General features: G+C 63.3%; 24 protein-coding genes and 1 tRNA gene. 14 read left to right on the plus strand and 11 right to left on the minus strand.

Annotated elements, in window-relative coordinates:
* Positions 1 to 182 precede the first annotated feature (182 nt).
* The 6 genes from ABDJ38_RS09075 to ABDJ38_RS09100 all read right to left on the minus strand — a co-directional run bounded on the left by ABDJ38_RS09075 (position 183) and on the right by ABDJ38_RS09100 (position 11,070).
* Positions 183 to 3,539: a glycosyl hydrolase gene (locus ABDJ38_RS09075; protein ID WP_346784787.1), complete on the minus strand. Its 3,357-nt coding sequence runs from the start codon at positions 3,537 to 3,539 to the stop codon at positions 183 to 185.
* A gap of 47 nt (positions 3,540 to 3,586) precedes the next feature.
* Positions 3,587 to 4,879: a sugar isomerase gene (locus ABDJ38_RS09080; RefSeq protein ID WP_346784788.1), complete on the minus strand. Its 1,293-nt coding sequence runs from the start codon at positions 4,877 to 4,879 to the stop codon at positions 3,587 to 3,589.
* Between the two features lie 23 nt (positions 4,880 to 4,902).
* Positions 4,903 to 7,014, minus strand: coding sequence for a bifunctional rhamnulose-1-phosphate aldolase/short-chain dehydrogenase (locus ABDJ38_RS09085; RefSeq protein WP_346784789.1), 2,112 nt, complete (start codon positions 7,012 to 7,014; stop codon positions 4,903 to 4,905).
* A gap of 741 nt (positions 7,015 to 7,755) precedes the next feature.
* Positions 7,756 to 9,774: a ParB/RepB/Spo0J family partition protein gene (locus ABDJ38_RS09090; protein ID WP_346784790.1), complete on the minus strand. Its 2,019-nt coding sequence runs from the start codon at positions 9,772 to 9,774 to the stop codon at positions 7,756 to 7,758.
* A gap of 532 nt (positions 9,775 to 10,306) precedes the next feature.
* Positions 10,307 to 10,383, minus strand: a tRNA-Arg gene (locus ABDJ38_RS09095).
* 300 nt (positions 10,384 to 10,683) lie between these two features.
* Positions 10,684 to 11,070, minus strand: a complete 387-nt coding sequence (locus ABDJ38_RS09100; protein ID WP_346784791.1) for a DUF6152 family protein — start codon at positions 11,068 to 11,070, stop codon at positions 10,684 to 10,686.
* Positions 11,071 to 11,240: 170 nt separating this feature from the next.
* Between ABDJ38_RS09100 and ABDJ38_RS09105 the strand changes: the two genes are divergently transcribed.
* From ABDJ38_RS09105 to ABDJ38_RS09165, 13 genes are all read left to right on the plus strand, one after another.
* Positions 11,241 to 12,047, plus strand: coding sequence for a hypothetical protein (locus tag ABDJ38_RS09105; protein WP_346784792.1), 807 nt, complete (start codon positions 11,241 to 11,243; stop codon positions 12,045 to 12,047).
* 102 nt (positions 12,048 to 12,149) lie between these two features.
* Positions 12,150 to 12,551: a hypothetical protein gene (locus tag ABDJ38_RS09110; protein ID WP_346784793.1), complete on the plus strand. Its 402-nt coding sequence runs from the start codon at positions 12,150 to 12,152 to the stop codon at positions 12,549 to 12,551.
* 58 nt (positions 12,552 to 12,609) lie between these two features.
* Positions 12,610 to 13,119, plus strand: a complete 510-nt coding sequence (locus ABDJ38_RS09115) for an MmcB family DNA repair protein (RefSeq protein WP_346784794.1) — start codon at positions 12,610 to 12,612, stop codon at positions 13,117 to 13,119.
* Between the two features lie 93 nt (positions 13,120 to 13,212).
* On the plus strand, positions 13,213 to 13,893 hold the full coding sequence (locus ABDJ38_RS09120) for a sterol desaturase family protein (protein WP_346785316.1): 681 nt from the start codon (positions 13,213 to 13,215) through the stop codon (positions 13,891 to 13,893).
* 26 nt (positions 13,894 to 13,919) lie between these two features.
* On the plus strand, positions 13,920 to 14,321 hold the full coding sequence (locus ABDJ38_RS09125) for a DUF2141 domain-containing protein (protein ID WP_346784795.1): 402 nt from the start codon (positions 13,920 to 13,922) through the stop codon (positions 14,319 to 14,321).
* A 113-nt stretch (positions 14,322 to 14,434) separates the two neighbouring features.
* The gene (locus tag ABDJ38_RS09130) at positions 14,435 to 15,778 is read left to right on the plus strand and encodes a PAS domain-containing protein (RefSeq protein WP_346784796.1); all 1,344 of its coding nucleotides are present in this window, start codon (positions 14,435 to 14,437) and stop codon (positions 15,776 to 15,778) included.
* 66 nt (positions 15,779 to 15,844) lie between these two features.
* Positions 15,845 to 17,332 carry a M48 family metalloprotease gene (locus ABDJ38_RS09135; protein ID WP_346784797.1) on the plus strand — a complete coding sequence of 496 codons (1,488 nt, stop codon included), beginning with the start codon at positions 15,845 to 15,847 and terminating at the stop codon, positions 17,330 to 17,332.
* Between the two features lie 10 nt (positions 17,333 to 17,342).
* The gene (locus ABDJ38_RS09140) at positions 17,343 to 18,035 is read left to right on the plus strand and encodes a DsbA family protein (RefSeq protein ID WP_346784798.1); all 693 of its coding nucleotides are present in this window, start codon (positions 17,343 to 17,345) and stop codon (positions 18,033 to 18,035) included.
* 83 nt (positions 18,036 to 18,118) lie between these two features.
* Positions 18,119 to 19,303: a sensor histidine kinase gene (locus tag ABDJ38_RS09145; protein WP_137680537.1), complete on the plus strand. Its 1,185-nt coding sequence runs from the start codon at positions 18,119 to 18,121 to the stop codon at positions 19,301 to 19,303.
* Positions 19,300 to 20,097 (plus strand): LytR/AlgR family response regulator transcription factor, encoded by a 798-nt coding sequence (locus ABDJ38_RS09150; RefSeq protein ID WP_137680536.1) that lies wholly within the window; start codon positions 19,300 to 19,302, stop codon positions 20,095 to 20,097. The genes ABDJ38_RS09145 and ABDJ38_RS09150 overlap by 4 nt, the downstream gene beginning before the upstream one ends.
* A 229-nt stretch (positions 20,098 to 20,326) precedes the next feature.
* Positions 20,327 to 21,187, plus strand: coding sequence for a carboxylating nicotinate-nucleotide diphosphorylase (nadC, locus tag ABDJ38_RS09155; RefSeq protein WP_346784799.1), 861 nt, complete (start codon positions 20,327 to 20,329; stop codon positions 21,185 to 21,187).
* 71 nt (positions 21,188 to 21,258) lie between these two features.
* A complete protein-coding gene (locus ABDJ38_RS09160; protein WP_346784800.1) occupies positions 21,259 to 21,966 on the plus strand; it encodes a ribonuclease T2 family protein in 708 nt (235 codons plus the stop codon).
* Between the two features lie 66 nt (positions 21,967 to 22,032).
* Positions 22,033 to 22,593, plus strand: a complete 561-nt coding sequence (locus ABDJ38_RS09165; RefSeq protein WP_346784801.1) for a DUF305 domain-containing protein — start codon at positions 22,033 to 22,035, stop codon at positions 22,591 to 22,593.
* Between the two features lie 22 nt (positions 22,594 to 22,615).
* Here ABDJ38_RS09165 and ABDJ38_RS09170 read toward each other — a convergent pair whose 3' ends face one another.
* Both ABDJ38_RS09170 and ABDJ38_RS09175 read right to left on the minus strand, forming a co-directional pair.
* Positions 22,616 to 23,161 (minus strand): hypothetical protein, encoded by a 546-nt coding sequence (locus ABDJ38_RS09170; protein WP_346784802.1) that lies wholly within the window; start codon positions 23,159 to 23,161, stop codon positions 22,616 to 22,618.
* 36 nt (positions 23,162 to 23,197) lie between these two features.
* On the minus strand, positions 23,198 to 23,653 hold the full coding sequence (locus ABDJ38_RS09175; RefSeq protein ID WP_346784803.1) for a nucleoside deaminase: 456 nt from the start codon (positions 23,651 to 23,653) through the stop codon (positions 23,198 to 23,200).
* A gap of 137 nt (positions 23,654 to 23,790) precedes the next feature.
* Between ABDJ38_RS09175 and rpmB the strand changes: the two genes are divergently transcribed.
* Positions 23,791 to 24,078, plus strand: a complete 288-nt coding sequence (gene rpmB / locus ABDJ38_RS09180) for a 50S ribosomal protein L28 (protein ID WP_137680530.1) — start codon at positions 23,791 to 23,793, stop codon at positions 24,076 to 24,078.
* 22 nt (positions 24,079 to 24,100) lie between these two features.
* On the opposite strand, the gene ABDJ38_RS09185 is transcribed toward rpmB, so the two are convergent.
* Genes ABDJ38_RS09185 through ABDJ38_RS09195 form a run of 3 tightly spaced genes read right to left on the minus strand, consistent with a single transcriptional unit; the run spans position 24,101 to position 26,255 of the window.
* Positions 24,101 to 25,102 carry an esterase-like activity of phytase family protein gene (locus ABDJ38_RS09185; RefSeq protein WP_346784804.1) on the minus strand — a complete coding sequence of 334 codons (1,002 nt, stop codon included), beginning with the start codon at positions 25,100 to 25,102 and terminating at the stop codon, positions 24,101 to 24,103.
* A gap of 11 nt (positions 25,103 to 25,113) precedes the next feature.
* Entirely contained in the window at positions 25,114 to 26,046 is a 933-nt protein-coding gene (locus ABDJ38_RS09190; RefSeq protein WP_346784805.1) for a M23 family metallopeptidase, read from the minus strand.
* The gene (locus tag ABDJ38_RS09195) at positions 26,043 to 26,255 is read right to left on the minus strand and encodes a DUF2093 domain-containing protein (RefSeq protein WP_346784806.1); all 213 of its coding nucleotides are present in this window, start codon (positions 26,253 to 26,255) and stop codon (positions 26,043 to 26,045) included. The genes ABDJ38_RS09190 and ABDJ38_RS09195 overlap by 4 nt, the downstream gene beginning before the upstream one ends.
* Between the last annotated feature and the right edge of the window lie 23 nt (positions 26,256 to 26,278).

Raw genomic sequence — 26,278 nt, forward strand, 5'->3', positions numbered from 1 at the left:
GCCGAACCGATGGAATCATCCTCGTACTGAATGGCAATGATTGTAATTGATTTGTTATGATTATTCAAATGCCAAAATTTGATTGGAGATGAAAATTTTGGGTTCGCTGTCTGAAGCGCTACTGGAAGGCTTCATCAACATAGCTTCGCCGCATGGTTTGGCCGATTGGCAGAACAGCGGCCTTATCGAAGCAAACGCACCGGACCGATGAGACCCGACGCTCGCAACGGCGCATCTGCGGTGTAAATCGGAGTTGCGGCAAAGGTGATGGGCTCCGTCCCGGGTTGCTGATCTCCAACAAGGCGATTCACCCAAAGATTGGCGACTCTTACTTCGAGCTCATTGCTTCCGGGTCGTACCAAATTGCCGATCTCTAGCTGGTCCGGCGCCAGCCAGCTCGTCCCGGCCTTCACACCGTTTACGTAAACCTCAGCAATCTCCCCAAGCCTGCCGAGGTCTATCCAGAGCGGGCCGGCCAGCCGGTCAGATGAAAGGCTGAACTGCGTATTGTACGTCGCGATACCGGAGAAGTATTTGACATCGTCACGCTCATGCTCGTTCAACGGCGCGAGCCGGTCAAGTTCAATCCGAGCGGGAGCACCACGTCCATTCTCGAACCGAACCGTCCAGGGTCCGTCCACCCGTCCAATCTCCACAAGGTCATGGCGAGGAACTTCTACTTGGACCTGCTCCGCATCCTCGCGGAACACCACAAACTTCGCGTCTTCCGGATCGAGAACCAGCGGCACAATGGTCCTGCCACCCTCGATCCGGTAGGAGAGCGCGCGCGCTCTGCCTGTAACCGCATCCCATAACTCAGGAACCTTGCCAGAAATGCGGAAGGCCACCATCACCGGTTCGGCCCGATTCAGGCGATTGTTGACGTAATAGATGTCGGCATCTTCGCTGCGCCGATGGACGTAGAGAATCTTGTGATCGGCGCGCCCCTCCAGAATCTCGAAATCGGCCGTGAGACCGCGATCGCTCTCGAGAAAGCGCTCGGCGTCCAGCTTCTCGACGACATTGGGGAAGCTCCACAGGTCATCCGCAACCCGGGCGAACGCCTGCTCGTTGTCTGCCAGTGACGGTGAGGATTGGGGACGCTCACCGATGATGGTCACGCCCGCTTCTGCGAGACCCCGCAATCGTTCGAGGGTCTGGATCGTCAATGCGCGCTGGCCACGGCCAAGCCAGAGCGCCTGCCATGATGCCCCGCCTTCCGAGACAAGTTTGCCGTCTTGCGCCGAGATCGCTTCTGCCAGCATGCGCGGATTGACGAAATCGTATGCGAAACGCGTGGGCAGGCCCGGCGGAGGGCCTTCATAGAACCGCCCTGACAGCGGGGCATCGTCACCCGTGAGCACGGCGATGTCGGCCACATCCCGCCCCTGCTGTAACATGTACGCACTGCGCGCGATATAATCGATCCAGGGGCCGGCCATGTCGGCCCATGTCTCATTCCGGTTGAAGGTCTGCCCGAAGCTGAGAAGCGAAAGACCAGGCTTGTGATCCTCCACCGGCACGTGAACCGAGGTGTGTATCACCGGCAAGTTCACGCCATAAGCGAACTCCAGATCAATAATCCGCTTCAGGTCACGCGGAGCAAAGTCCCACAATGCTGCGGCTGAGGTCATGCTCTCGGCGGCAACGCGCGGCTTGCCATAGACATGTGCGAGCGATGCTGCCCCCTTCATGTCCCCGAGCGAAGACCAGCGCGGATTATCACCGCGCCACCAGGTCCACAGGGCGGCCATGGGAATATCTGCAAAGCGGCGCATATCGAGGTCATCGCCGATCATTGGCCGACCGAGTTCCAGGGCCTCGCCATACACGATGAGCCCGTTCTCATGCGCAACCTCGGCGATCGTGCCGTAGTGATTTTCGGCCAGCATTTCGGCCATCGTCATGCGAAAGTCGTAAAGGAAGCGCTCGGTCCTTGCAGGGGAGCCAATGATCACACCCGCCAGCGCTGGCAGCCATGGCCGCAGCGAGTAGCCGCGCCGGCGAGCGAACTCTTCCTCCATCGCCGGCGTCCAGTTGGTCGATCCCACTTCGATGGAATCGGTCAGCAATGCCTCGATACCGGCTCGACCGAGCAGGTCATTGCCCACCGCCCTGCGATACATGTCGAGATAGGTTTGGAGATAGCGCCGAACCGCCTCGGCATCGTGCTTGTCGACTTCAAGACCCGTCGCTTCCGGGGTAGCCGGGTGATTGGTCTTGCCAGTCAAAGACCAACCGAACCGATAGACCGTCCAGTCCGTCCCGGCAGGTGGCGTCCAGTCTAGGCGGCCGTCCTCGCCAACACGATCCGTGAGATCGATGACCTGCGTGGGAGCGGCACCCAGCGGTTGCTCGTCGCCGGACATTACGGAAAGGAAATCAGGCACCGTCCCAAACCCTGCCTTTTCGCGGGCATGGTCGAGGCGCAAGGCCGAGGAAAGGGAGATTTCGGCCAGAGGAATGGACTGAAGATCGCCGAGCGCAAACACATCCCCGCCACGCGTGCCCGGCGCACCACCGCTGCCGCCAGCATCTGGCACATCGCTGTTTGCAGCGAACCTGATGCGAAAGCGCTGCGCGGTAACGGCGTCAAACCCCATCACTGTAGGAGTGCCTGAAAGGGGTAGCGGGGTTTGCTCGTGCCACTCTCCATCGATGAAGGCATCGAGGGTGCCTTCAAGGGGAAAAGCGCGAAATGGGCGCGCAAGGCCCGGCACGAAAAGCTCGATCGAGCGAACCGTCACCGGCTGTGAGTATTCGAGCGTGATCGCGGCCGACCGGTCATCCTCAAGCGGGATTGTCGCTGCGGTGGCGAAGTTTCCATCGGTCAGTACGGCCCCATCTACGGGCTGCCCGGCATCATCCTTGAGCCGAGGCAAACCCTCGATCGCCGGCGGAGCGGGGACCGCTATCGTGGCAATCGATCCGCTTGCCTGGGGCACTTGGTCGCCTGCGTCTGACGAAAGTGCCGCCATGTCGTCCTGAAGAGGAGCGTCAAGATAGGGGCCGGTTACGGACGGTGGCGGCGTCAGCGCGTCGGAATAAGCAACACCGCCAGCGAGGCGCGTCGTGGACCAGACAAGCTTTTTCATGCCGTCCTTGGGCGCCACCCAAGGCCCGCCCGTCGCACTCCATCCGGGGGATGATGCGATGGCCATCTCCAGATCGTGCCTATCCGCCTCTTTCGCCGCGAACCGAAAAGCATCCCGCCATTGCGGCGTCATATAAACGAGCCGCTCGTCCACAATTTGCGGGGTCTGCAGGTTGGCATCGAAGACCTGAACGCCGCCCAAGCCAATTTCCGCCATCCATGCGAGGTCAGCCGCAATGCCCTCGGTCGTCACGTTGCCGTTCATCCAGTGCCACCAGGTCCGGGGCCGGGCGCGCTGCGGTGGATCGCGGAAACCGGCCATCAGCGGATCGCCAGGCGCAACCCGCGTCGTGGGTACGGCAGAGCCATCTTCCGGACTCATGCTCGAACACGCAGCCAGCAGCGGCGCCAAGGCAACGCCGATCAGTGCCAGAGTTGGTCTCATCGCGAGTTTTCCTCTCCGCGCCCGCACTATTGGCAGGCTTTTTCGCCCTAGACGATGCCCGCCCCGAGTCCGACCGGCTTGCGCTCTTGCGCCTTGCGGTCGCGATATTGGCTCTCGCGGTAGGCGCCCAGCCAGTCGATCGCGCCGCCCTGTTCCTGCCGCGCCTTGGCCAGGATCGGGCCGACATCGATCTCGTAGGCGCTTCGCAGGGTCCGGAAGGCGAGCATGACATCGTTGCATTCCTGCGCCTCTTGCAAGGCCGCACGGTCGACCAAACTGGCGCGTGCATAGCATCCGGCAATCGCCTCGGCGGAGGAGAGCATGGACTCGATCGGGTCGGTCACATTGTGCGACTGGTCGATCATATAGGCCGGATCGAAGCCAGAGCGCGGATTGCGTTCAGCCTCTACCAGCTCATTGAAGACGAGGAAGAGCTGGTGCGGATCGATGCTGCCGCTATCGAGATCGTCGTCGCCGTACTTGCTGTCATTGAAGTGGAAGCCACCCAGCTTGCCGGCATGATGGAGGCGAGCCACGATCTGTTCGATGTTCACATTGGGCGCATGATGCCCCAGATCGATCAGGCAGCGGCACCGCTCGCCGAGTTCTTGCGCGGCGATCAGCGAGCTGCCCCAGTCGGAAATGACGCTGGAATAGAACGCAGGCTCGAACATTTTATGTTCCAGCAGCATCGTCCAATCGTCCGGCAATGCACGATAGACCTGTGCCGCGGCTTCCAGATAGCGGTCGAGGCTTCGGCCAAAGTCCTGCTGGCCCGGAAAATTGGTGCCGTCCCCGACCCAGACAGTCAGCGCGCGCGAGCCAAGCTTACGGCCGATCTCGATACATTCGACGTTGTGCTCGATCGCTTGCTGGCGGGTAGCCTGCGAGGTGCTGGACAGGGATCCGGTCTCGTAGCTGTGGGCTTGGCCGGGCTGATTCTGGAACGTGTTGGAATTGACCGCGTCGAAGCTCAGGCCAAGGCCAAAAGCCTCTTCGGCCAGCCCCGCATAATCGTCGACCTTGTCCCACGGAAAGTGCGGGCTCACCCGCGGAGTGGAACGGCCAAGCTGTTGAATAACAGAGCAATCCTCCAGTTTTTCGTGAATATTGGTAGGCTCGCCTGCCATAGCGAACTTGGCGAAGCGTGTCCCGCCGCGACCCGTCCCCCAACTGGGAACGGCGACCGACCATTGCTTCACACGGTCCTTGATCGCATCGATCGCGATCCCCGAACGTTCGAGCCTGCGGCCCAGACTGTCGTAGTCGTCCCGCAGGGCCTCCTCGCGCGCGGTATTATGCTCTGCAACAAGGTCGCTCGAGATTGGCAGATTTGTCATGTTCTCTCTCCCAAGAGTTCTTGTCAGCGCGGGAATGCCTGGGCGTTCCCGGCATCCACATTGAGCATGTTACCTGTCGACTTGGCCGAGGCTTCGCTGGCGAAAAAGAAAACGGCCTCGGCGACATCCTCGGGCAACACGTCACGGCCGAGCATGGATCGCTTGCGATAGTGATCTTCCAACTGTTGGCCGGAATCGATCCCGTGAGCGCCGGCGCGCTCGCGCCGCCAGTCACCGTCCCAGATGCGGCTGCCCTTAATCACCGCATCGGGATTGACGATGTTCACTCGGACCCCGTGCCCGGCCCCTTCCAACGCAAGGCATCGCGCGAGGTGGTTGGCAGCAGCCTTCGCGCTTGCGTAAGCGCTCGCATTCTTCGCTGCGGCGACTGCATTCTTCGAGCCGACAAAGACGATGCTCGCCCCGCCTTGCGCCGCCATGCGGCACAAAAGAGGCCAGGCCGCCCGAACAGTCAGGAAGTAGCCCTTCGCAAGCACCTCGTAATTGCGGTTCCACAGATCGATACTGGTTTCCTCGATCGGAGCGGATGATGCTATACCAGCGTTTGCAACCAGCAGATCGATCCCGCCGAACTGGCGCGCGCAGGCGCCGATGGCTTCGGCAACCTGCGCTTCATCGGTCACATTGCACGTTACCGAACTGACGACGTCCTTGCCGAACTTTGCAGCAAGTTCGCGCTCCATGGATTGCACCGAATCGCCATCCAGATCCGCAAGCATCACACACGCGCCTTCTTGGAGAAGGCGCCTTGCCGAGGCAGAGCCGATACCCCCGGCGCCGCCCGTCACGAGCGCGATCTTGCCGACCATTTCACGCGGCGCCGGCATGCGCTGAAGCTTGGCTTCCTCAAGCAGCCAGTATTCGATGTCGAATGCTTCCTGCTCATCAAGCGCGACGTATTGGCCGATCGCTTCGGCGCCGCGCATAACATTGATGGCATTGAGATAAAATTCACCGGCGATCCGTGCAGTCGCCTTGTCTTTAGCGAAGGTGAAACGGCCTACGCCCGGAACAAGCACGACCACCGGGTTCGCATCGCGCATGGCCGGCGAATTAGGTCGCTTGCATCGTTCATAATAGGCTGCGTACATCTCGCGATAATCGCTCAGGCGCCCTGAAAGATAGTCATCGTCGGACACACGCGAGGGATCAAGCGTCAACGGCGCAATCTTGGTTCGCAGGAAGTGATCGGGGCAGGATGTGCCCAGTGCAGCCAGCCGCTCGAAATCGACGGAGCCGACAAATTCGAGAGTCGCATCGTCATCCGAAAAATGACCAATCTTGCGCCGCTCGCCATCCATCAGGCCACGCAGCCTTGGCATGAGGTCGGCTGCGATGGCAGCCCGATCGTCGGCAGGAGAGACCCGCTGTCCGCCAAATGCTTCACCCTGCGCCGAGCTCTTGTTCAGATATTCGGCAGCTTCGGCAATAAGCTGGATTGTCTGCTCGTAGCACTCCTGAGCAGTGTCGGCCCAGCAGATGATGCCGTGACCGGCCAACATGGCGCCGCGCGCCTGTGGGTTCGCTTTGGCGAAATCGCGTATCCACACGCCAAGCGTAAAGCCGGGCCGCTTCCAGGGTAGCCATCCGATCGTGTCACCCCACAATTCCCGCGTGACCGCCTCACCTTCGGAACTCGCCGCGAGAGCGATTATCGCATCAGGGTGAACGTGGTCGATATGCTTGTGCGGCAAAAGCGAATGCAAAGGAGTGTCGATCGAAGCTGCACGACCATTGAGGTTGAACGTGCAGTGGGGAAGAAAGCCGACCATCTTGTCGTCGTCCTGCTCCCCGGAATAGTGACCTTCCAAAGCAAGCAGCTTATCTTCGTAGAGGGTGGCAAAACCATCGAGCCCCATTGACCCGATATCCCCGCCCGAACCCTTGACCCAGAGCACTTCCACGTCCTCGCCTGTAAGCGGATCCCTCTCCGAGATCTTGGCCGAGGTATTGCCCCCGCCGAAATTTGTCACGGTCAGGTCCGATCCCAGCAGGTTGGAACGATAGAGCAGCAGCTCCGCCTCGGTCTTCCCGGCTGCTTCCTCCTCGCGCCACCGGCTAACCGGGACAGCAAACGAACTGGCCCTTGGGGCCGATTTTGTCTGAGTCGTCATAACTCACGCCAATAACGCTCTCCGCCATCAATAGCAATCAGTTTCAATCGTTTTCGCTCACTACGGAACCTCGACGCTGCGGGGCCAGGACAGTCCGGGGCTTAGAGCGATGACGATAAACAGTTGGCCTGTACCGATGATTCTATATGATCAAGCTAGCAAGGGCATGACTTGGCTTTAGCATTCTATTCGCGCTAGCAGACAGCGATGGAGTTCCCTGATTTAGTTGGCCGAGGACGGAGCGATGATTACATGAAAAAGCTCCATATCAGAGGCTTATAATGGAAATCGTCCGAACGCCGATTCTAGGGTGAAGCTGACTGCAACTCGCCGTCGGAACGGGCCGCTGCAAAGTCGCAGTTGCGGTACGTCCACCATGGCAACCACGTGGGATTGTTTTATCCGATGTCTGCTTTCAGACGATCTGGGGTAGAACTTATATGACTGAGATAGAGGCGCCTTGCTGCAGGTCCGCGTCGCAGCGTTCCATCGGCAGTTTCTATCAGGAGAAGACGTTCGCGTTAGCTGGTCAAAACACCAGAATTTGGTCGATTCGTGATGCTACTGACGTGGGTTACGAACGAGGGCTATTACGGGTTCGCTTCCCAATAACTGACATTCTTCAACCGGCCCAATATGAGCCGTTTCCCCGAAACAGGGCCGCGCCCATCGGGCGCGGCCGAAAATTTCATCAGTCACGAAGAAAACCGGGACCGCTCGCGCAGCCCCGGCTTCATGCCGCTATTCGGCGGCAACGGCGTAGAAGTCTTCACCATCCTCGGTTGGCGCTTCGAGAGCCTCCGCGTCGGATGGTTGAGCCGCTTCCGCCTCCGGCGTCCTAAGGAGAGTAGGCAACCATCCAGTTCCGGTGAGAAGCTGCTCGGCGGCCTGCGCCATGTCCTGCTTCTTCATGTCGGCGATCCGGCGGGCGGCTTCTTCCGACACGCCTTCGCTCACGGCTTCAAGAATATGCGCCTTGGTGACTCGTCCAAGATAGCTGTCCGCGGTGGGCGTCCAGTCCTTCGCCATGTCGAGCGTCAGCGCACTTGCCAGCCTGTCGGCGGTTTGCAGCGATCGGGGCTTGCAATCCCACGGCAAACGCAGCGCATTGACGGTGCAGGACACACAGTGCGCCAGCAGCGCCATCCGGTCCTCATCGTCCAGCGCGACGATGAAGGGCCACAGGTCCGCCACATCACGCGGCATGCGTTCGGCCCATGCCTCATGCGCCGCGTTTGCCTTGGCTGCCAGCGGCGTATCCTCGATCCCGTCTGCATGACTGCCCAGCGGCGTCACGGTCGGACGAACCTCAAGGCAACCGGTCTCGGCATAGCTGTAGAACAGTTGGGAGGTCAGCGCGTGGGTGAGCGCGATCAAAGCCATGTCGGGCCGCTCGCAAAGCGCCACGCGAAGGGCAAGCGTCCGGTGCGCGGACAGGTCGCGGGTCAGGGCATCGGAAATCGGCTTGCCGACTTCCTCGTCCTCGATGTCCTGCACTTCTTCATCACCTTCGGCCTGCTCATCCCCGACCATCTCAAGGTCAATGACTTCACCTTCGGGCTGCGGATCGGCCAGCGCCTCATCTTCTGCGCGAACGAAACCGCGCTCGATCCTGACCGTGCCATCATGGTTGAGCACCACGAACACGCCGCCATGTGCGATCACATTGGCATCATAGGCACGACGCTTGTCGGAAATCGCGTCGATCTCCGCGTCCAGCGCCTCGACCTTCGCGGCCACGTCCTCGGGCATTTCGTCATAGGAATCGTAGCCCTCGACAAGCTGGTCATACTGGGCCGATGCCGCTTCCAACCGCTTCTCGTCCTCATCGGACAGGGCAAGGGGTTCGGGATAGAAGCGTCGCATGCCGTGGGCATGGGGATAGTCGATATGCGCCTCGGCCCATTTCCAGCACTCGGCCTGCACTTCGGCGGCCGCCTCGCGCAGCTTCTCGATGGCAAGCATGTCGAGCAAACCCGCATCCTCGAAATAGCCGCCGGCTTCATCGGCGAAAAGGTCGCGAATGATGGTGCCGCCCGCTTCCTCATAGGCTGCCTCGCCCACGAAGATCGCACGCCGGTCATGGCCGGGAACATTGGCGGCGGTCAGATCGCGCCGGATGATCCACGGCTCGCGGTTGTGATGCAGGCTTTCGAACACCTGCTCCTGCCGTTCATGGTCCTCGGTGATGGCAAAGGCCATCAACTGGTCCAGCGTCAGCCCATCCTCACGATAGACCTGCAACAGCTTCGGACTGACAGCGCCCAAGCGAAGCCGCTGCTTCACGACATGGGCGGACACGCCGAACCGTGCGCCGATCTCCTGCGCGCCCCATCCCTTGGTTTCGGAAAGCTCGCGGAACCGCTCGAACTGGTCGGCGGGGTGCATAGGCGTCCGGGTGACGTTCTCGCCCAGACTGATCTCGGACGGATCGTTCTCGGTATCGAGCCAGCAGCGCACCGGATCGGACTTCTTCATCTTCCTGCGCTTGGCGCACAGCAGCATCGCCTGCCTGCGGCCTTCGCCAGCGGTGACGAAATAGAAGCCGGTCGGCGTTCCGTCCTCCTTCACTTCGGGTTCAACGACAAGGTTCTGGATCAGCCCCTTGTGCGCGATGGGTGCGGCCAGCGCCTCGATGGCATTTCCCCCATGCGGCACCTTGCGCGCATTGCGCGGGGACTTCTTGAGCTTATTCAATGGCACGAAAATCTCGACGCCCGACACAGGCTCTGCAGCGGTGGTTTCGGTAACAGCGTTCATCACACTTCTCCTTCAACACACTCACCCCGGAATGGGGTGGGCGGTGAAAGAGCGAACCGAAGGCCCGCCGGCAGAGCCGGAGCGCACCCGCAGGGCCGGAACGATAGAGGAGGTAAGCGCGCAAGCGCGTTGCGCCCCGGCGCGGCGGGCCTAGAGGGAAGCGTCGCCCACCCCACCGACGGGGAGAGCCGCAAACACGCGCGATCGGGACGGCGAATGCCCTGGCCCGATCTCCACACTTACGGAAAGACACAAATCCGCGAATGCGGATTTACCCATCGGCGCGGAGGGCCGAGCGGGGCGTTGCGGGGTGTCCCCGCAGAAGGGGCAGCGGGAGACCTATGGGCTCCCGGTCAGGGGAAGGCTTTCCCCTCACACTCATTTCGTGTGGTGAGAAACGAACAGATCGTTTCTGGCGGAAATCGAAGGGCTTGTGGAGGTGAAAGCACCAAAGCTGGTGAGTTTTGGTGACGACCAACTTGCAAAGCGGAAGATTGCAAGGCCCATATGATGCTGATTTTACTGGAGATTTTGGTGCACCCAAGAGGATTCGAACCTCTGGCCTCTGCCTTCGGAGGGCAGCGCTCTATCCAGCTGAGCTATGGGTGCGTAAGGCGTAAAAGCCGTAAGATTTGCGCCGAAGAACGTCAATCCATGATCAAATTCGGCTGTCCGACCATAGTGAGATTTTGGTGAGTTTTTTCGTCCTTCCTTTCTTCAGCCTTCCTAAACCCGCGCAAATCCGGTATAAAATCGCTGCTCTCGCGTCGGACATAAGCCTTCGGAGGGCAGCGCTCTATCCAGCTGAGCTACGGGTGCATTGCGGTCAGCGCCCTCGCGCCTAGCAATGCGGCACGCGAACGCCAAGCGCAATCGTCACCACACACTGTTCGCGCTCACGTCACGCCCTCACATCGCACTGGGCAACTGTTTCATCTCGCTGCCGTCAGCCTTGAACACCCGCACGCTAAAGCCGCCATTGCGCCCGTCGCGCAGCGGGTAGTAGGTTAGCGAGACCTTTTCTCCCGGGGCCAGCGTGCGCCGGGTCCAGCCTTCACGACTCAGGTGGTTGGGGCTCATCCCCTCAAAAGCCCAGCGGTTGCCCTCGGCGTCGCGCGCGTAAATGAAGGTGTGCGGGTTGGTCCACACCCAGCGCTCCACCGTCATATCGTTTAGTCGCACTTCGTCGCCCCAGGCGAACATCGCGGTCGAATGGTGCGCCGCGCCCGATCCGCTCAGTGCCGCCACCACGCCCGCTGCCGCCAGCGCCAATCCGGTGATCCCTGCCTTGCCCATCGCTGCCTCTCCTCGCCGGGGCAGCTTGCGTCCCCGTGCCGTGCGAGCGATTTTTCACCAGCGAGTTGACAGAATCAACCTCTATCTTAACTTGTGCAATAAAGTTGCGCCACTCAGTGTGCAAAGTTGATAGCCTGAACGGGCATCGCATCTCGGGGGAGAGAATAGCCATGGTGAAAGCGACAACGCTTGTCGCCGGATTTGCGCTGGCGCTGGCCGGAGCACCAGTTGCAGCCCAGCCCGACGAGACCTTCACGCCCGCACGCGCCGAAGGCTATGCCGCGGTAACCGACTGGCCCGACTTCACCGGCGTGTGGAGCCCCGACTGGGCCTACCTGTTCGCCACGAGAGGCGCGCGGCGGGGGGCGAGCCCTGTGCTCACACCCGAAGCTCAGGCCAAGTACGATGCCTTCCTCGAGAAGCAGAAGCGCGAGGGGGTCGACCAGTACCTTCAGGTGAACTGCATCCCGCCCGGCATGCCCAATATCATGCGCCAGCCCTATCCGGTCGAATTCCTGTTCTCACCAGGCCGGGTGACGCTCCTGACCGAAACCTACTCGCAGGCCCGGCGCCTTTACCTCGACGGGCGCGCTCTGCCCGAGGATCCCGAGCCGCTGTTCAACGGCACCTCGGTAGGCCGCTGGGAGGGCGACGTGCTGGTGGTCGATACGGTCGGCTTCAATCATCTGGTGACCTACCAGAGCGGGATCGAACCTTCGCAGAAGATGCGCATCCACGAACACTTCTGGCTGGCCGAGCCCGACGTGCTGATGGTCGAGACCACCATAACCGATCCCGGCGTGCTGGCAGAGCCGTTGGTGCAGTTGCAGGCTTACCGGCGCAAGCCCGATTGGGACATGCGCGAATATGTGTGCGAGGAAAACAACCGGCTGACCGACGATGAGGGCGGTGCCAACATCGATCTCGGGTTCGACGAACTTGAGGACGATCCATTCGGCCCGCCTCCGGAAGAGTAAGCGCGGACGAATTAGCCTGCGCAGGCCTGACAGCCAGCACCCCGATTCGCACGTGTTTGATCGCTAACGGCTTCTCAACCAAGGCGAGCATAGACTCGTCGGATGAACGCCGCTTCGCCTACCCCTGCCCTCGCCCCGGTCACCGGGCGCCATCCCAGCGGATCGAGCACCTGCGCGCTGCGCTGGGCGGCGCTCACCGATGCCGGACAGGTCGTCGCCATGCTGGCGGGTGTCAGCACCGGGCGTCCGGGCCGCGAGATCAGGGATTTTCCGATGCTCCTGCGCGAGGCGAAGCTGTGGCGCCGCGAAGCCGCGGAACGCGCACTTGAAGATCTGAGCGCGATCATGGAACCGGGCATAGCCGCACTGATGGCGATTAACGCCCGCGGCGGCGACTGCCGCTCCGCAGCCGAGGCGCTGTGGAGCGAATTCTCGGCCGCCCGCGCGGCGCTGCTCGCCATGGTCCCAGCCGCCGGAACCTTCGGACCCTTGCGCGCCGCCTGAACGGCTTGCGGGCACATCGTCACTTGACGATGTTCGCATTTCGTTCCAGCATTTGCGCATGATCGAATCGCTTTCCCCCTCCGCCCTCCCGCCCGCCACAGATGTCGATGTTGCGCCTGCCCGTGCGCGCGAAGTGTGTCGCGGGATCGGTCGGCTGTTTGCGCGCAACGGGATCTGGGTGCTCCCGGAAATGCCGCTGCGCAACGGGCGCCGGGCCGATCTCATGGGGCTCGATGCCAAGGGGCGGATCGTGATTGTCGAAGTCAAAGTCGCACGGGCAGACCTGCTGGGCGATGCCAAGTGGCCCGACTATCTCGATTTCTGCGACCGGTTCTACTGGGGCCTGCCGCCCGAACTCGATCGCGGCTGCCTCAATGGCGAGGATTTTCGGCCCGACATGTGCGGGGTGATCGTGGCCGATGGCTACGATGCCGAAATCGTGCGCCCTGCCCCCAGCCATCCGCTCGCCGCCGCACGGCGCAAGGTCGAGGTCGAACGGCTCGCGCGAACGGCCTTGCGTCGGCAGCAGGTTGCGATCGATCCGCACTGCGCCGGGTGGGAAGAATAGGGCGCAGGCCATCTGTCGCCTGAGGCTGCGGAGTGCTAGGGCGCAGGCGTGACCTTCGACGTTACCACCGCCATTATCCTGTCCGCGCTTGCCATGACGGTGATCGTGGCTTTGCGCTATCTCGCCACCAGCGGGATTTTCGCGCTGGCAACGGCGCGCGTGCGGCCCGGCCACTATGCCGGGCGCGGGCGGCAGATTCGCAAGGAGATCGGCTGGTCGCTCGCCTCGGCTGCGATCTACGGTATTCCCGCAGGGGTGGTCGCATGGGGCTGGCAGGAGCACGGCTGGACCCGCATCTACACCGACATCGGCGCCTATCCGCTGTGGTATCTGCCGCTCTCGCTGGTCATCTACCTCTTCGCGCACGACACCTGGTTCTACTGGACGCACCGGCTGATGCACGTGCCGCGCTGGTTTCGCCTCGCCCATTCCGTCCACCATGCCAGCCGCCCGCCCACCGCCTGGGCCGCGATGAGCTTCCACCCCATCGAAGCGCTGACCGGCGCGGTGGTGATCCCCGCGTTGGTCTTCCTGGTGCCGATCCATATCGGCGTGCTAGGGCTGGTGCTGGCGATCATGACGATCATGGGCGTCACCAATCACATGGGCTGGGAGATGTTCCCACGCTGGCTCGTTCATTCGCGCTTAGGCAACTGGGTGATAACGGCCAGCCACCATCACGTTCACCACGAGGCTTACCTCTGTAATTACGGCCTCTACTTTCGTTTCTGGGATCGCTTGTGCAAAACCGACAAAGGCCTCTCCTCGCCCTGATCGCCCTCACGCTGGCGACCCTGCCCATGGCGCCCGCCACTCCGGCTGAGGGCGGCGTGAATGTGGACGTGACCGTAACCGGGCTGCGCAACACCAAGGGCCGGATTATCGCCTGCATGACCAGCGACGAGAGTCACTTCCCGCGCTGCCGCGACGTGGCCGGCTCTTACAAGGCCAATGCCGCTGCGGCTGACGATGTGGTGCTGCATTTCGCCGGGGTCGTTCCGGGCACCTATGCCATCGCCCTGCTGCACGACGAGAACGAGAATGGCCGCGCCGATCGTGCGCTGACCCTGATCCCGCGCGAGGGCTTCGGCTTCTCGCGCGATGCGCCGGTGCGGATGGGGCCGCCGTCTTTCGAAGATGCGGCCTTCCCGATCGGCACCACCGCCATCACCCAGACCATTCGCATGCGTTACCTGCTCTAGCCGGAGCCCGGCATGACAATCGAAATGTTTACCTAGTTGAGCGCAACTTCACGCTAAATTTACCATGTCGCGCCAGAACGGGCCCTGCCAATAGCAAGCAAAGGGCCATCGGCATGGATACGTTCCGCAGTTCGGGCAACGACTACGAGGGATATTTTGACCGCACGGACGAGCACCTGCTCGACGAGCCCCACGACGCGCCTCCCCCCGCCATCGGCAACAACGAGCGCCGCATGCAGGTGCGCGCCTACAATTTCTGGGCCAGCCAGCTCAACGATGGGCACCTCCCGCACATCACCAGGCTCGACCCGGCGAGTGTGGAAGATTTCGGAGTCAACGCCGTCCTGCTCGACTTCACCGACGGTAGCGACGATCCGCATGTGACCTTCCTTGGCGCGAACCTCGCCGAAGAATGTGAAGTCGGTACCAAGGAAATCCAGCGCTTGTCCGACGTTCCGGCCCGCTCGCTGCTGAGCCGGATCACCGACCATTACATGCAGATCATCGCCAATCAGGCGCCGATCGGATTCGAGGCGGAGTTCGTCAATCAGCGCGGCCGTTCGATCCTCTATCGCGGCATCCTGCTCCCCTACACCAGGGACGGCGAAACGATCACCCATATCTACGGCGTGATCAACTGGAAGGAGCTGGCGGATCAGGCGACTGCCGATGAACTGCTCCTCGAAATCGAGCAGGCCATCGAGCCTGCCCTGCGCAAGCGCTCCGAGCGAGCGACACTGGCCGACTGGGCTGATGGTCCGGGCACTGCCCTGAATGACAATCCGGACTTTGGCCCCGACTTTGCCGACCATGGCGCAGCGGCGCAGGATGCAGCGGCGCAGGATGAAGACATGGGCCTTGCCGACTGGCTGGCCCGCGCCCGCGAACAGGCCACTCAGGCTTGCGATAGCGAGGATCGCACCCGAAACGCGCTTTACGATGCGGTGAGCCGCGCATGGGACTTTGCCCTTGCCGCCGCGCAAGCGCCCGCCGAATTCGCCGAAATGCTCGACGATGCCGGGCTCACGATGCAAGAGCGCGCGCCGATGACACCCGTCGTCAAGCTCGTGTTCGGCGCCGATTACGACAAGACCCGCCTCACCGAATATGCCGCCGTGCTCGCCCATGCCCAGCGCAACGCCATGCCGCGCGGCAGTCTCGCCCCATTCCTGCGCGAGGCCGAGGGCGGCCTCAAGGGCGTGGTCGCGATGGAGCGGCGCTTGCGCCGCGAGGAAGCGGGCAAGTCGGCCCCCGCTCCGCGCAGTTCCCCGCGCAAGGTCATCGCCCGCAAGCTGCGCGAAATCGAACCGCGCACCTTCGATACCGTCGACTCCGAGGGCGAGGAATTCGCGCTTGTGATGGTCCGTCGCAGTGCGGGCGGCAGTGTAAGCGTGCTGGGCGAAGTGCCCAACGATGTGGCCTTGGTGGAGAAGGCCGCGCGCCGTCTGCTGGCCTGACCGAAGGCCCTTCAGCGAAAGCTTCAGTTTGCGTTCAGCCGCCGGGTCGCTACGCCTGTGCCAGCCATGCGCCAACTTGTCCGCCCCATTGCCCGCCTGATCACCCGTTCGATGGCTGCATTTGCCGTGCTGGCGCTGGCGGCGCAGCCGGTTGCGGCGCAAAGCGTGCTGCGTGATGCCGAAACCGAGGAACTGCTGCAGGACATGCTCGATCCGCTGCTCGAAGCGGCAGGGATGAATCCGGGCCAGGTCGATGTGGTCCTGCTGAACGACAGCTCGATCAACGCCTTCGTCGCCGGGGGCCAGCGGATCTATATCCACTCAGGGCTAATCAACGCCGCCGACAGCGCCAACGAAGTGCAGGGCGTGCTCGCGCACGAACTGGGCCATATCACCGGCGGGCATATCAACCGCTTTTCAGAAGGCGCCTCGAAGGCCACTTCGATCACGCTGCTGTCCGCGCTGCTCGCGGCGGCCGCAGCGGCGGCAGGTGGCGGAGAAGCGGCGATGGGCGTGCTCGCCGCCGGGCAACAGGCGGCAATGGGCTCGTTCCTCGCCTTCAGCCGTGTGCAGGAGGCCAGCGCCGATGCGGCGATGGTGAGCTATCTGAAATGCTCGGGAATCAGCGGCGATGGCGCGGTGGCCTTCTTCCGCAAGTTGCAGAACCTCGAATATCGCCACAATGTGCGGCAGGGCGACGATGCCGAATTTTCCCGCTCGCACCCTTTGACGGGCAACCGTATCCAGCGGCTCGAAGAATCGCTTGCATCGGACACGCCTTCGGATAGCCCACCGGCCGATCTCGTCACCGTCGTTACCGAGGGGGTCGATGTCGATCCGCAGACCGAAGTGATCCCGCGCGGCGCAGCCTCTTGCCGGCCCACGCAGCAGCCCGAAGCGGAGACGGCCGCGCTCGAAGCGCGATTCGCCAATGCCAAGGCCAAGCTGTTCGGCTACCTTGCAGAGCCTGAGCGCACGCTCGACTTCTATCCGGTTAACGTCACCGATGAACCCGCGCACTATGCCCGCGCCTATGCCTATCACAAGCAGGCGCTGGTCGATCGGGCTCTGGCAGAAACCGACGCGCTGATCGCGAGCGAACCGGAAAACCCCTATTTCCTCGAGCTGAAGGGCCAGATCCTGCTCGAATCGGGCCGCGTCGACGATTCGCTGCCGCCCTTGCGCGAAGCTACCCGGCTGTCCGGCTCGAACCCGCTGATCGCCGGGATGCTGGGCCATGCCCTGGTCGCCACCGAAGACCCGGCCAACCTCGACGAGGCCGAACAGGTGCTGCGCGCGGCAGTCGGGCGCGACCGCGAGAACCCCTTCGCCTGGTATCAACTGGGTGTGGTTTACGGTAAACGCGGCGACATCCCGCGCGCCCGGCTGGCGAGCGCCGAGCAGCAGATCATGTCGGGCCAGCCGCAGCTCGCGCTGAGCAGTGCCGAGGCCGCCGAGGCGCGCCTGCCCGCCGGCAGCCCCGACTGGCTGCGCGCGCAGGACATCGCGCTGCAAGCCCGCGCCCAGCTTGAACGCGCCCGCGACCGCAACTAGGGGCATACGAATGCGCTGGTTACTCACCCTTGTCATCGCTCTGGTCGGCGGCTTTGCCGGTGCCGCAGCCTGGCAGTTTGCCGGAATTGGCCCCAATCCCACCCGCGAATATCTGCTCGCCAACCCTGAGGTGTTGCCCGAAGCGATCGAGGTGCTCAACCAGCGCGAGACGCTCGCCAAGGTGGAGCCGCTGCGCGACGAGCTGGAAACCCCCTTCCCCGGCGCGGTGCTGGGCAATCCCGATGGCAAGATTACGCTGGTCGAGTTCAGCGACTATGCCTGCACCTATTGCCGCCAGTCGATGGGCGATGTGATGGCTTTGATAGAGGCCAACCCCGATCTCAAGGTGGTGATCCGCGAGCTGCCGATCCTGTCCGAAGGCAGCGGCAATGCCGCACGCATGGCGCTCGCCGCCGCGCAGCAGGGTAGGTTCGCTGCCTTCCACGATGCCATGTTCCGCCAGGACGGGCCGAGCGAGGAAAACATCGCCGCCGCCGCGCGCGAGGCCGGCGTCGACCTTGCCAAGGCACAGACCGCTATCGATAGCGGCGCATTCGAGGGGCAATTGCAGAACAACCTGTTCCTTGCCCAGTCGCTCGGCTTCTCCGGCACGCCGAGCTGGATCGTCGGCGATCAGGTTCTTAACGGTGCGGTGGGGATGGATGCCCTTTCCGACGCCATCGAAACGGCGCGCAATACGTGAGTCGGGCGCAGGCCGGGCACATATCGTCGCAAGGCTGATGCGCGGACTCTTGCAGGAGGCCAATTTCGGCTAAGACAAAGCCCATGGCGATGCTGCCGTTTCAACCTACGCCGTTCTTCAAGGACAAGAACCGGGCTTTCTGGCGGCTGCAGCTGATCGGCTGGGGCGGCGCCATGGCGCTGCGTTCGGCCACGGCGATCACCAACGAACGGCCGCCCGAATTCCTGGTTTCGGTTCTGATCGCCACGGTCACCGGCTTTTCGATCAGCCTGATCCTTTCGGTGATCTATGGCTATCTGATCAACCGCCGCCCGATCATCACCTGGACCGGCACCATAGCGGCGCTGGCCGTGGCCGTGGCGGTATCCGCCTTCATCAACGCCTCGACCATCAGCCTGCGCCCCGAAGCGAGCGAGACCGATTTCCTCAGCCTCGTGCTGGGCCTGCTCTATATCGACATGACGCTGCTCGGCGCGTGGTCGGCGCTCTATTACATGATCAACTTCTTCCTTCAGGTGGAGGAACAGACCGACCGGCTCGAACGCCTCGAAGCGCAGGCCACCAGCGCGCAGCTGGCCATGCTGCGCTATCAGCTCAATCCGCATTTCCTGTTCAACACGCTCAATTCGATCAGCACGCTGGTGCTGCTCAAGCAGACCGAGCGCGCCAATGCCATGCTCACGCGCCTGTCGGGCTTTCTGCGCCATACGCTGGTGAGCGAGCCGGGCGGCAAGGTGGCCGTGGCACAGGAGGTCGAGACCTTGCAGCTTTACCTCGAGATCGAGCGGATGCGGTTCGAGGAACGGCTCCGCACCGAGTTCGCGGTCGACGCGCTCGCCTCGCGCGCCGCCATTCCCTCGATGTTGCTGCAGCCGCTGGTCGAGAACGCGATCAAGTATGGCGTCTCCCGGCAGGAAGAAGGCGCGCGCATCAGCCTCAGCGCCAAGGTCATCGGCACGCGGCTACGCATGTCGGTTTCGGATACCGGGCCGGGCCTCCAGAACGTGAGCCGCCCCGCCAACGAGCTGACCAAGACGCCTTCGTCCACCGGCGTGGGCCTTGCCAATATCGCCGAACGCCTTAGCCAGGCCTATGGCGAAGATCACCGTTTCACGATCGAGACCCCGGCCGAGGGCGGGTTTACCGTCATCATCGAAATCCCGTTCGAGCCGATCGCCAGCGACGAGGCGAGCAGAGACAAATTCCCATCCCCCCAGCCGCGGCCATCCCCTCCGGCCCCGGCCCAAACAATCGGAACCCCCGCATGACCATTCGCACTATCCTCGTCGATGACGAGAGCCTTGCCGTTCAGGGCCTCGCCCTGCGGCTCGAAAAGTTCGCCGATATCGAGATTATCGAAACCTGCTCGAACGGGCGCGAGGCGATCCGTGCGATCAAGACGCTGAAGCCCGATCTGGTCTTTCTCGACATTCAGATGCCCGGCTTCGACGGCTTCTCGGTGGTCAAGGGCGTGATGGAGATCGAGCCGCCGCTGTTCGTGTTCGTCACCGCCTATCAGGAACACGCGATCCGCGCCTTCGAGGCCAATGCGGTGAACTACCTGATGAAGCCGGTCGACGAGGACAAGCTCGCCGACACGGTGGAGCGTGTGCGCCAGCGGCTGGCCGAGAAGCGCTCGACCGAAGAGGCCGAGAAGCTGAAGGACGTGCTGGCCGAAGTCAGCCCTGAAAGCCTCGAAGACCTTACCAGCGGGGAGGACGATCTCACCAGCCGCTACGAGAAGATGATCAATGTGAAGGACAAGGGGCAGATCTTCCGCGTCGATGTCGACACCATCGAGCATATTGAGGCGGCGGGCGACTACATGGTGATCTACACCGGCGACAACTCGTTGATCCTGCGCGAAACGATGAAGGATCTGGAGCGGCGGCTCGATCCCAAGGTTTTCCAGCGCGTGCATCGCAGCACCATCGTGAACCTCGACCTGGTGCGGCAGGTGAAGCCGCACACGAATGGCGAATGCTTCCTCGTGCTCGAATCGGGTGCCGAGGTGAAGGTCTCGCGCTCGTACCGCGATGTGGTTGCGCGGTTCGTGCATTAGTTTTCGTTTCGCGGCCCCATCCGGGGCCGCGTCCTCGCTAGACGGCCAGCAAGCTGGCCCCGCTGCGGGCGCACGGTCGTGCTTGCGGTCGCTGCGTGACCGATGCGCCGGACCGCCCCGCTCACCCTGAGCTTGTCGAAGGGTCGCTTTTCCGCTTTTACGAACCCAATCCCGCTCGTCCTGAGTTTGTCGAAGGACAGCCACACCTCATGCGCCGCACAGGAACCCCATGGAATTCACACTCGAAGGCTTCGATCTGGAACGTTTCGTCCTGCGCACGCTGGATGAAGACCTCGGCGTGGGCTGGCCGGGCGGCGGTAAGGACGTCACCGCCACCAGCGTGATCCCCGCCGATGCGCGCTTCTCCGGCGTGATGGACACGCGCGACCCCATCGTCGTTGCGGGCCTGCCGATCGCAGCCGCCTTCTTCCGCCAGCTTGACCCCGAGATGGAGATCACCATCCTGCGCGAAGAAGGCGAGAAGGTTCCCGCCGGGGCCGACCTGATGCGGCTCGCCGGCAATGCCCGCGCGCTTCTCACCGCCGAGCGCAGCGCGCTCAACACCGTGCAGCACCTCTCCGGCATCGCCACCATGACGCGCGAATATGTCGACGCCATGGGCGAGACCGAGTGTGTGCTGCTCGACACCCGCAAGACGATCCCCGGCCTGCGCGTGCTGGAGAAGTACGCCACCCGCCAGGGCGGCGCGCAGAATCACCGCATGGGCCTGTGGGACGCGGCGATGATCAAGGACAACCACATCCTCGTCGCCGGAAGCGTGGGCGAAGCGGTGAAGCGGGCGAAGGAGGCCGGGATCACCAGCATCATCTGCGAGGTCGACCGGATCGACCAGATCGAACCGGCGCTGGAGGCAGGCGCGAACCATATCCTGCTCGACAATATGGACCCCGAGACCCTGCACGAGGCGGTGCGGGTGGTCGCAGGCCGTGCCAGGACGGAAGCGAGCGGCGGGATCAACCTGGACACCATCGCCGCCAAGGCCGCGACGGGCGTGGACTATTGCTCGGTCGGCCGCCTCACGCAAAGCGCGCCTGCGGCAGACATCGGGCTGGACTTCACGCCGCTGTGATTTCGCTCGCGGCCAGTCGGCTGCGCCGACGCCTCCGCCGGGGCGGCCTAACGGCCGGCGCGCGGTCGCGCTTGCGGGCTGTCTGGGTCAGCCCGATAGTCGCGCTGCTTTGCCATGGCGGCATCGCCCAGGCCCAGGCCTACCAGTGCTCGATCCCACGCGGTAGCATCACCCTGCCCCGCGTCACCCCCGACGGCCCGCGCCGCGACATGCCCGTCACCGGCTACACCCTCGCGCTGAGCTGGAGCCCGGAATTCTGCCGCACCCGCGAGGATCGCCCGCAATACGCGCGCCAGTGCTCAGGGCGGGCGGGCAGTTTCGGCCTGATCGTCCATGGCCTCTGGCCCGAGGGTCGCTCAAGCTGGCCGCAATGGTGCGAGGTGCGCCGACAGCCAAGCCAGGCCGAGCTGCGTCAGTCGCTCTGCATGACGCCTGACGCAGCTCTGCTCGCGCACGAATGGACCAAACATGGTAGCTGCATGACGCAGAGCCCCGACGCCTACCTGCGCGCCACCCGCATCCTGTGGCGCTCGCTTCGCCTGCCCGATTACGATGCGCTCTCGCGCCGCGATGGCCTCACCGCCGCAGACGTGCGCCGCGCCTTTGCCGATGCCAATGCGGCGTTCGAACCCGAGATGGTCGGGCTGGTGGTGAACGAACGCGGCTGGCTGCGCGAACTGCGGCTCTGCTACGGGCGCGACTTCATGCCCACCCGCTGCGACCGGCGACGGCTCGGGCCGGAGGAGGACACGCGGGTGCGGATCTGGCGCGGGCTCTGACGCCAGCAACGGGAACCTAGGCCCGCCTTCGTCCGCTTCGACAAAAAAGCGGCTCAGGAGGCAACCATGCAGAACGACGACACTTCGATGCACATGGGCTGGGGGCGGTTCTTCGCCATGATCCTCACGTCCACCATCGTCATGTTCCCGCTGATGTACCAGTTGGTCTACACTCCCGACCACGCGACCTTTGCCCTGACGCGCCTCGTATCTTCGGTGGTGATGGGCTGTGTGATGGCGGTGATCATGCTCGCCTTCATGTGGAAAATGTATCGCGGGCCGGGCACCAAGCTGGCCGTGCTGATCGGTGCCATCGTGCTGGGCGTGATTACGCTATCGGTGAATCGCCAGCAGAGCCTGATCGGCGATATCGCCTTCATGAAGTCGATGATCCCGCACCATTCGATCGCCATCAACAATGCCCGCAAGGCCACCATCCGCGATCCGCGCGTGCGCGAGCTGGCCGACAACATCATTGAAGCGCAGGTCAAGGAGATCGCCCAGATGAAGATGCTGGTCGCCGATATCGAGGCCAACGGCCCGCGCGGCGATGGTCAGCCGCTGGCCCCGCGCACAGCCAAGCTGACGCCGGAATTGAAGGCCGAGGCAAAAGCGGCGATTCGCTAGTGGATGGCGGAGCGGGCGCGCGCTACTCGTCTTGCGGCGGTTGCGTGATGATCGCTTCGGATGGGTGGTCCTGCATTTGATGGCGCATGAGGCGCTGCTGCGCTGAGGCATTCAGCCACCCGGCAAGGAAACGCGTGCCGAGGCCAAGGGCGATCAGGATCGCAACGTTGCCCAGCACTTCCCACGATGCGCTGAAAAGCGCTGCCAGAATCGCCGTAAACACCACGCCGATGCCCGCCACGATCACCCCCAGCACCACGCCGATCATGCCCCACTCGGTGTAGGTAAAGGCCAGAGAATAGAGCCACAAACCGGTGAGAAACACAAAGGACGCTACGCCATAGGCGGCGCCGGCGATGGCTCTGGCGGGGATAATGACCGCAAGCGGAACCATGGCGATGCACAGGACCATCGCGACCCGGAACACATCCGGTATCCAGTTGAGCGCCCAGACGCTGAACTCGGCAAGGCCGAACAGGAACAGGAGGGGAATGGCGAGGATCAGCAGCACCAACAGCAGACAGGATGCCGATCCGCGAATCTCCCTGACCTTGTTCACCATCATCACTTGCACTCCGTAAATTCTGCGCCGGGGCCAACCGGCTCACCGCCGCCCCGCAAAGAACCCGCGCAGCACTTCGGCGGCCTCACTCTCTCCCACGCCACTGACCACCTCGGGCTGATGATGGCACTGCGCCTGCGCGAACACCCGCGCGCCGTGTTCGACCCCACCGCCCTTGGGATCGCTCGCGCCATAGGTGAGCGAGGCCAGCCGCGCATGGGCAATCGCGCCCGCGCACATCGCGCAGGGCTCCAACGTCACGAACAAAGCGCAGTCTTCCAGCCGGTCCTGCCCCAGAGCCTCGGCAGCGCGGCGAATCGCTACGATCTCGGCATGAGCGGTCGGGTCATTGGTGGTGCGGGTGAGGTTGTGCGCCTCGCCAACAATCTCGCCACCCTTGACCACCACCGCGCCAACCGGCACCTCGCCGAAAGCGGCAGCTTCTCCAGCCAATTCAAGGGCTCGCAGCATCGGCGGGGGCATGGGCCAGCGGGTCATGGCCACGGCGCTAGGGCATCGAAAAGCGCGCGGCAATGTGCCATTTTCTTGACGCGCCTTCGTCCACTATGTATGCGCGCGCCTTTCCCAGCCTAGTTGCTGATTCACTGAAACCGTTTCGAACGAGAGATTTCGCCATGTCGCGCATCTGCGAACTTACCGGCAAGGGCCGTCAGGTCGGCCACAATGTGAGCCACGCCAACAACAAGACCAAGCGTGTGTTCCTGCCCAACCTGCAGAACGTCACGCTGATCAGCGAGAAGCTTGATCGCAGCTTCAAGTTCCGCGTTTCGACGCAGGGCCTGCGTTCGGTTGAGCACAACGGTGGCCTCGACAACTGGCTGCTGAAGACCAAGGACGAGAAGCTCTCGACCAACGCCCAGAAGGTGAAGCGCGAGCTGAAGAAGGCCATCGCCGCAGCCTAACGGCTTCGCGATTGCCAGCTAGCTAGCGGCCCGCAGGCGATTGCGCCTCGCGGGCCGTTTGCTTGCCTGCCGCATAGACATAGTGCAGCTTCAGCAGCAGCGTGCGCTGGAGCTGCGACAGATTGTCGTCAGCAATCAGCCAGACGGTCGCGGCGCCTGTGCCATCGGGCTCAACCGTGATTCCCTCGTAGTTCTCGCGCAGGCCCGCCTCGTCGATCCGCGCCAGCTCGGTCAGGGGCCAGATCTCTTCTTCACCTATCGCCGAGGGGTCAGCCACCATCAGGAGGCTTGCGAAGGGCGGCAGAGCCCAAGTCACGTCGCGCAACAGGATCAGCACCCGGCCATCGGGCAGCTGCGCCATGTCGGTGGGAAGGAAATCGCCCGGCGGATCGATGGAGAAGCGCATCGGCTCGCCGCCCGTGAGCGGATCGTCAGCGAACAGCAGGCCCTCGTCTCCCCGCTCGGCCAGCACGATAAAGCGCCCGTCGCTTAGCCGCACCATGGCTTCCGGGCCGGAATTGGTGCTCCATTCGGCCATGGCATCCGGCTGCACAAACTGAGAGGTGCCGTTGGCGGAATAGCGACGAATTGCGTTGTGATGCTCGTAGCCAAGCCAGATCGCGCCGCTGGCAGAATCGGCTGTAACCGATTCGATGTCCTGCGGGTCGCGCAGCAGCGGATCGCGCGGCAAGGCTGCCGTTTGTGCAGGGGAGCTGCCAGCGAACGGCGGGCGCGGAATGTGGGCATAGGTGCCACGGTCGGAATAGGCGACAAGACCATTGCTGACGGGCTCGATCCGCAGCGCCGAAAAGCCACCGAAAGCCGGATTGTCATTGGCGACATTCCACGCCCCTTCCAGCGTCAGGCTGGCGGGCCAACCTTCAGGCTGTGCCACGCCGAGCGGCTGGAGCTGCACGAGATCCTGCGTCGTCACCTCGGGATCGCTGCGCAACCAGGTAACGGGCGCGATCAATAGCGCCAGCGCGACCACCACTGCCAGCCGCCTGATCCGGGTATTGCGCATGAGGCTGCCGATCAGCGCGGGGGCACGAACAACAGCGGGTCGAGCCGCGCGAGATGCCACTTGATGCTCCAATGCAGGTGCGGCCCGGTCACGCGACCACTCGCGCCGATCAGGCCGATAGGATCCCCCTGCTTCACCATCTGCCCCTCGGCCACGTCGATCCGCGACAGGTGCAGGAAGGCCGAATTTAGCCCGTCCCCGTGGTCGATAATGACGAGGTTGCCTTCGAGGCTGAACGGCCGCGTTGTCGCCAGCGTGACCTTGCCCGAGGCAGGGGCCACCACCGGCGCACCCGCACCTCCCGCGATGTCGAGCCCCGAATGGTAGCTGCCCGGCTCGCCCTGATAGATCCGCTGCGCACCAAAGCGCCCGGAAATCCGCCCTTCGGCAGGCCAGATGAAGCTCTCGCGCCAGCCATCGACCGGCGAATCGGCGGTGCGCGCATCCCAGATCGCATCGAGTTCGGGCTGGCGACGGCGGCGGAAGGCTTCCGACGACCCGCCGCCGGGGCGCAGGGGCGCGTTGATATGTTCGAGCTGCCAGGCGCGCGGGCGCACCGTGATCGTCGCGCTTTTGGTGGTGCCGTCGGCCAGCGTCGCGGTTAGTCTAGCCTCTGGCCCCGCATCACGGTCGAAGGCGGCGAAGAAATAGCCCTCGGGATCGAGGGCGAGCGGCACATCGCCGAGCTCGGCCGAGACAGTGCCCGCCGGGGCCTGTCCGCGAATCCAGCCGCCTTGTTCGGTCTCACCGGCAAAGGTGAACTGCGCGGGCCCGCTAGGCACTGGAGACGGTGTGGGCGTCGGAACCGGCGCAGGTGCCGGCGCGGCGACCGGGGCGGGAGCCGGCGCGACCTGCACGTCCTCACCCGCCTCGGCAGGCGGAATGCAGGCGACCGACATCAGCGCAGCGCCAGCCAGCGCCGCGGCAGCGGCGGCGCGCCTCACAGATCTTCGAGCGCGCGGCGCGTCGCCAGCTCGGCCGAGGCATAGGCCTCCTGCCGGTCAACGCTCCAGTAGGTCAGCACTTCAAGCGGGATCGGCTCGCCGCTCATGGCGCAGACCACGAAGTGGCCGGGCTTCACCACCCGAAAGTCGTTCGGGCCATAGATCAGCGTGGCAGCCCGGTGCGAAGGGGTATCCGATGACATCAGCATGGAGCCTCATGTAGGGGCACGGG

The organism is Aurantiacibacter flavus (assembly GCF_039710615.1).
Classification (GTDB): Bacteria; Pseudomonadota; Alphaproteobacteria; order Sphingomonadales; family Sphingomonadaceae; genus Alteraurantiacibacter; species Alteraurantiacibacter flavus.

Coding starts and splice junctions, on each gene's coding strand:
- ABDJ38_RS09105 (WP_346784792.1), top strand. CDS start 11,241: ATGGTGAAAGCGACAACGCTTGTCGCCGGATTTGCGCTGGCGCTGGCC.
- ABDJ38_RS09130 (WP_346784796.1), top strand. CDS start 14,435: ATGGATACGTTCCGCAGTTCGGGCAACGACTACGAGGGATATTTTGAC.
- ABDJ38_RS09080 (WP_346784788.1), bottom strand. CDS start 4,879: ATGACAAATCTGCCAATCTCGAGCGACCTTGTTGCAGAGCATAATACC.
- ABDJ38_RS09150 (WP_137680536.1), top strand. CDS start 19,300: ATGACCATTCGCACTATCCTCGTCGATGACGAGAGCCTTGCCGTTCAG.
- ABDJ38_RS09175 (WP_346784803.1), bottom strand. CDS start 23,653: ATGACCCGCTGGCCCATGCCCCCGCCGATGCTGCGAGCCCTTGAATTG.
- ABDJ38_RS09135 (WP_346784797.1), top strand. CDS start 15,845: ATGCGCCAACTTGTCCGCCCCATTGCCCGCCTGATCACCCGTTCGATG.
- ABDJ38_RS09185 (WP_346784804.1), bottom strand. CDS start 25,102: ATGCGCAATACCCGGATCAGGCGGCTGGCAGTGGTGGTCGCGCTGGCG.
- ABDJ38_RS09090 (WP_346784790.1), bottom strand. CDS start 9,774: ATGAACGCTGTTACCGAAACCACCGCTGCAGAGCCTGTGTCGGGCGTC.
- nadC (WP_346784799.1), top strand. CDS start 20,327: ATGGAATTCACACTCGAAGGCTTCGATCTGGAACGTTTCGTCCTGCGC.
- ABDJ38_RS09085 (WP_346784789.1), bottom strand. CDS start 7,014: ATGACGACTCAGACAAAATCGGCCCCAAGGGCCAGTTCGTTTGCTGTC.
- ABDJ38_RS09120 (WP_346785316.1), top strand. CDS start 13,213: ATGACGGTGATCGTGGCTTTGCGCTATCTCGCCACCAGCGGGATTTTC.
- ABDJ38_RS09125 (WP_346784795.1), top strand. CDS start 13,920: ATGGCGCCCGCCACTCCGGCTGAGGGCGGCGTGAATGTGGACGTGACC.
- ABDJ38_RS09110 (WP_346784793.1), top strand. CDS start 12,150: ATGAACGCCGCTTCGCCTACCCCTGCCCTCGCCCCGGTCACCGGGCGC.
- ABDJ38_RS09195 (WP_346784806.1), bottom strand. CDS start 26,255: ATGCTGATGTCATCGGATACCCCTTCGCACCGGGCTGCCACGCTGATC.
- ABDJ38_RS09075 (WP_346784787.1), bottom strand. CDS start 3,539: ATGAGACCAACTCTGGCACTGATCGGCGTTGCCTTGGCGCCGCTGCTG.
- ABDJ38_RS09145 (WP_137680537.1), top strand. CDS start 18,119: ATGGCGATGCTGCCGTTTCAACCTACGCCGTTCTTCAAGGACAAGAAC.
- ABDJ38_RS09140 (WP_346784798.1), top strand. CDS start 17,343: ATGCGCTGGTTACTCACCCTTGTCATCGCTCTGGTCGGCGGCTTTGCC.
- rpmB (WP_137680530.1), top strand. CDS start 23,791: ATGTCGCGCATCTGCGAACTTACCGGCAAGGGCCGTCAGGTCGGCCAC.
- ABDJ38_RS09115 (WP_346784794.1), top strand. CDS start 12,610: ATGATCGAATCGCTTTCCCCCTCCGCCCTCCCGCCCGCCACAGATGTC.
- ABDJ38_RS09165 (WP_346784801.1), top strand. CDS start 22,033: ATGCAGAACGACGACACTTCGATGCACATGGGCTGGGGGCGGTTCTTC.
- ABDJ38_RS09100 (WP_346784791.1), bottom strand. CDS start 11,070: ATGGGCAAGGCAGGGATCACCGGATTGGCGCTGGCGGCAGCGGGCGTG.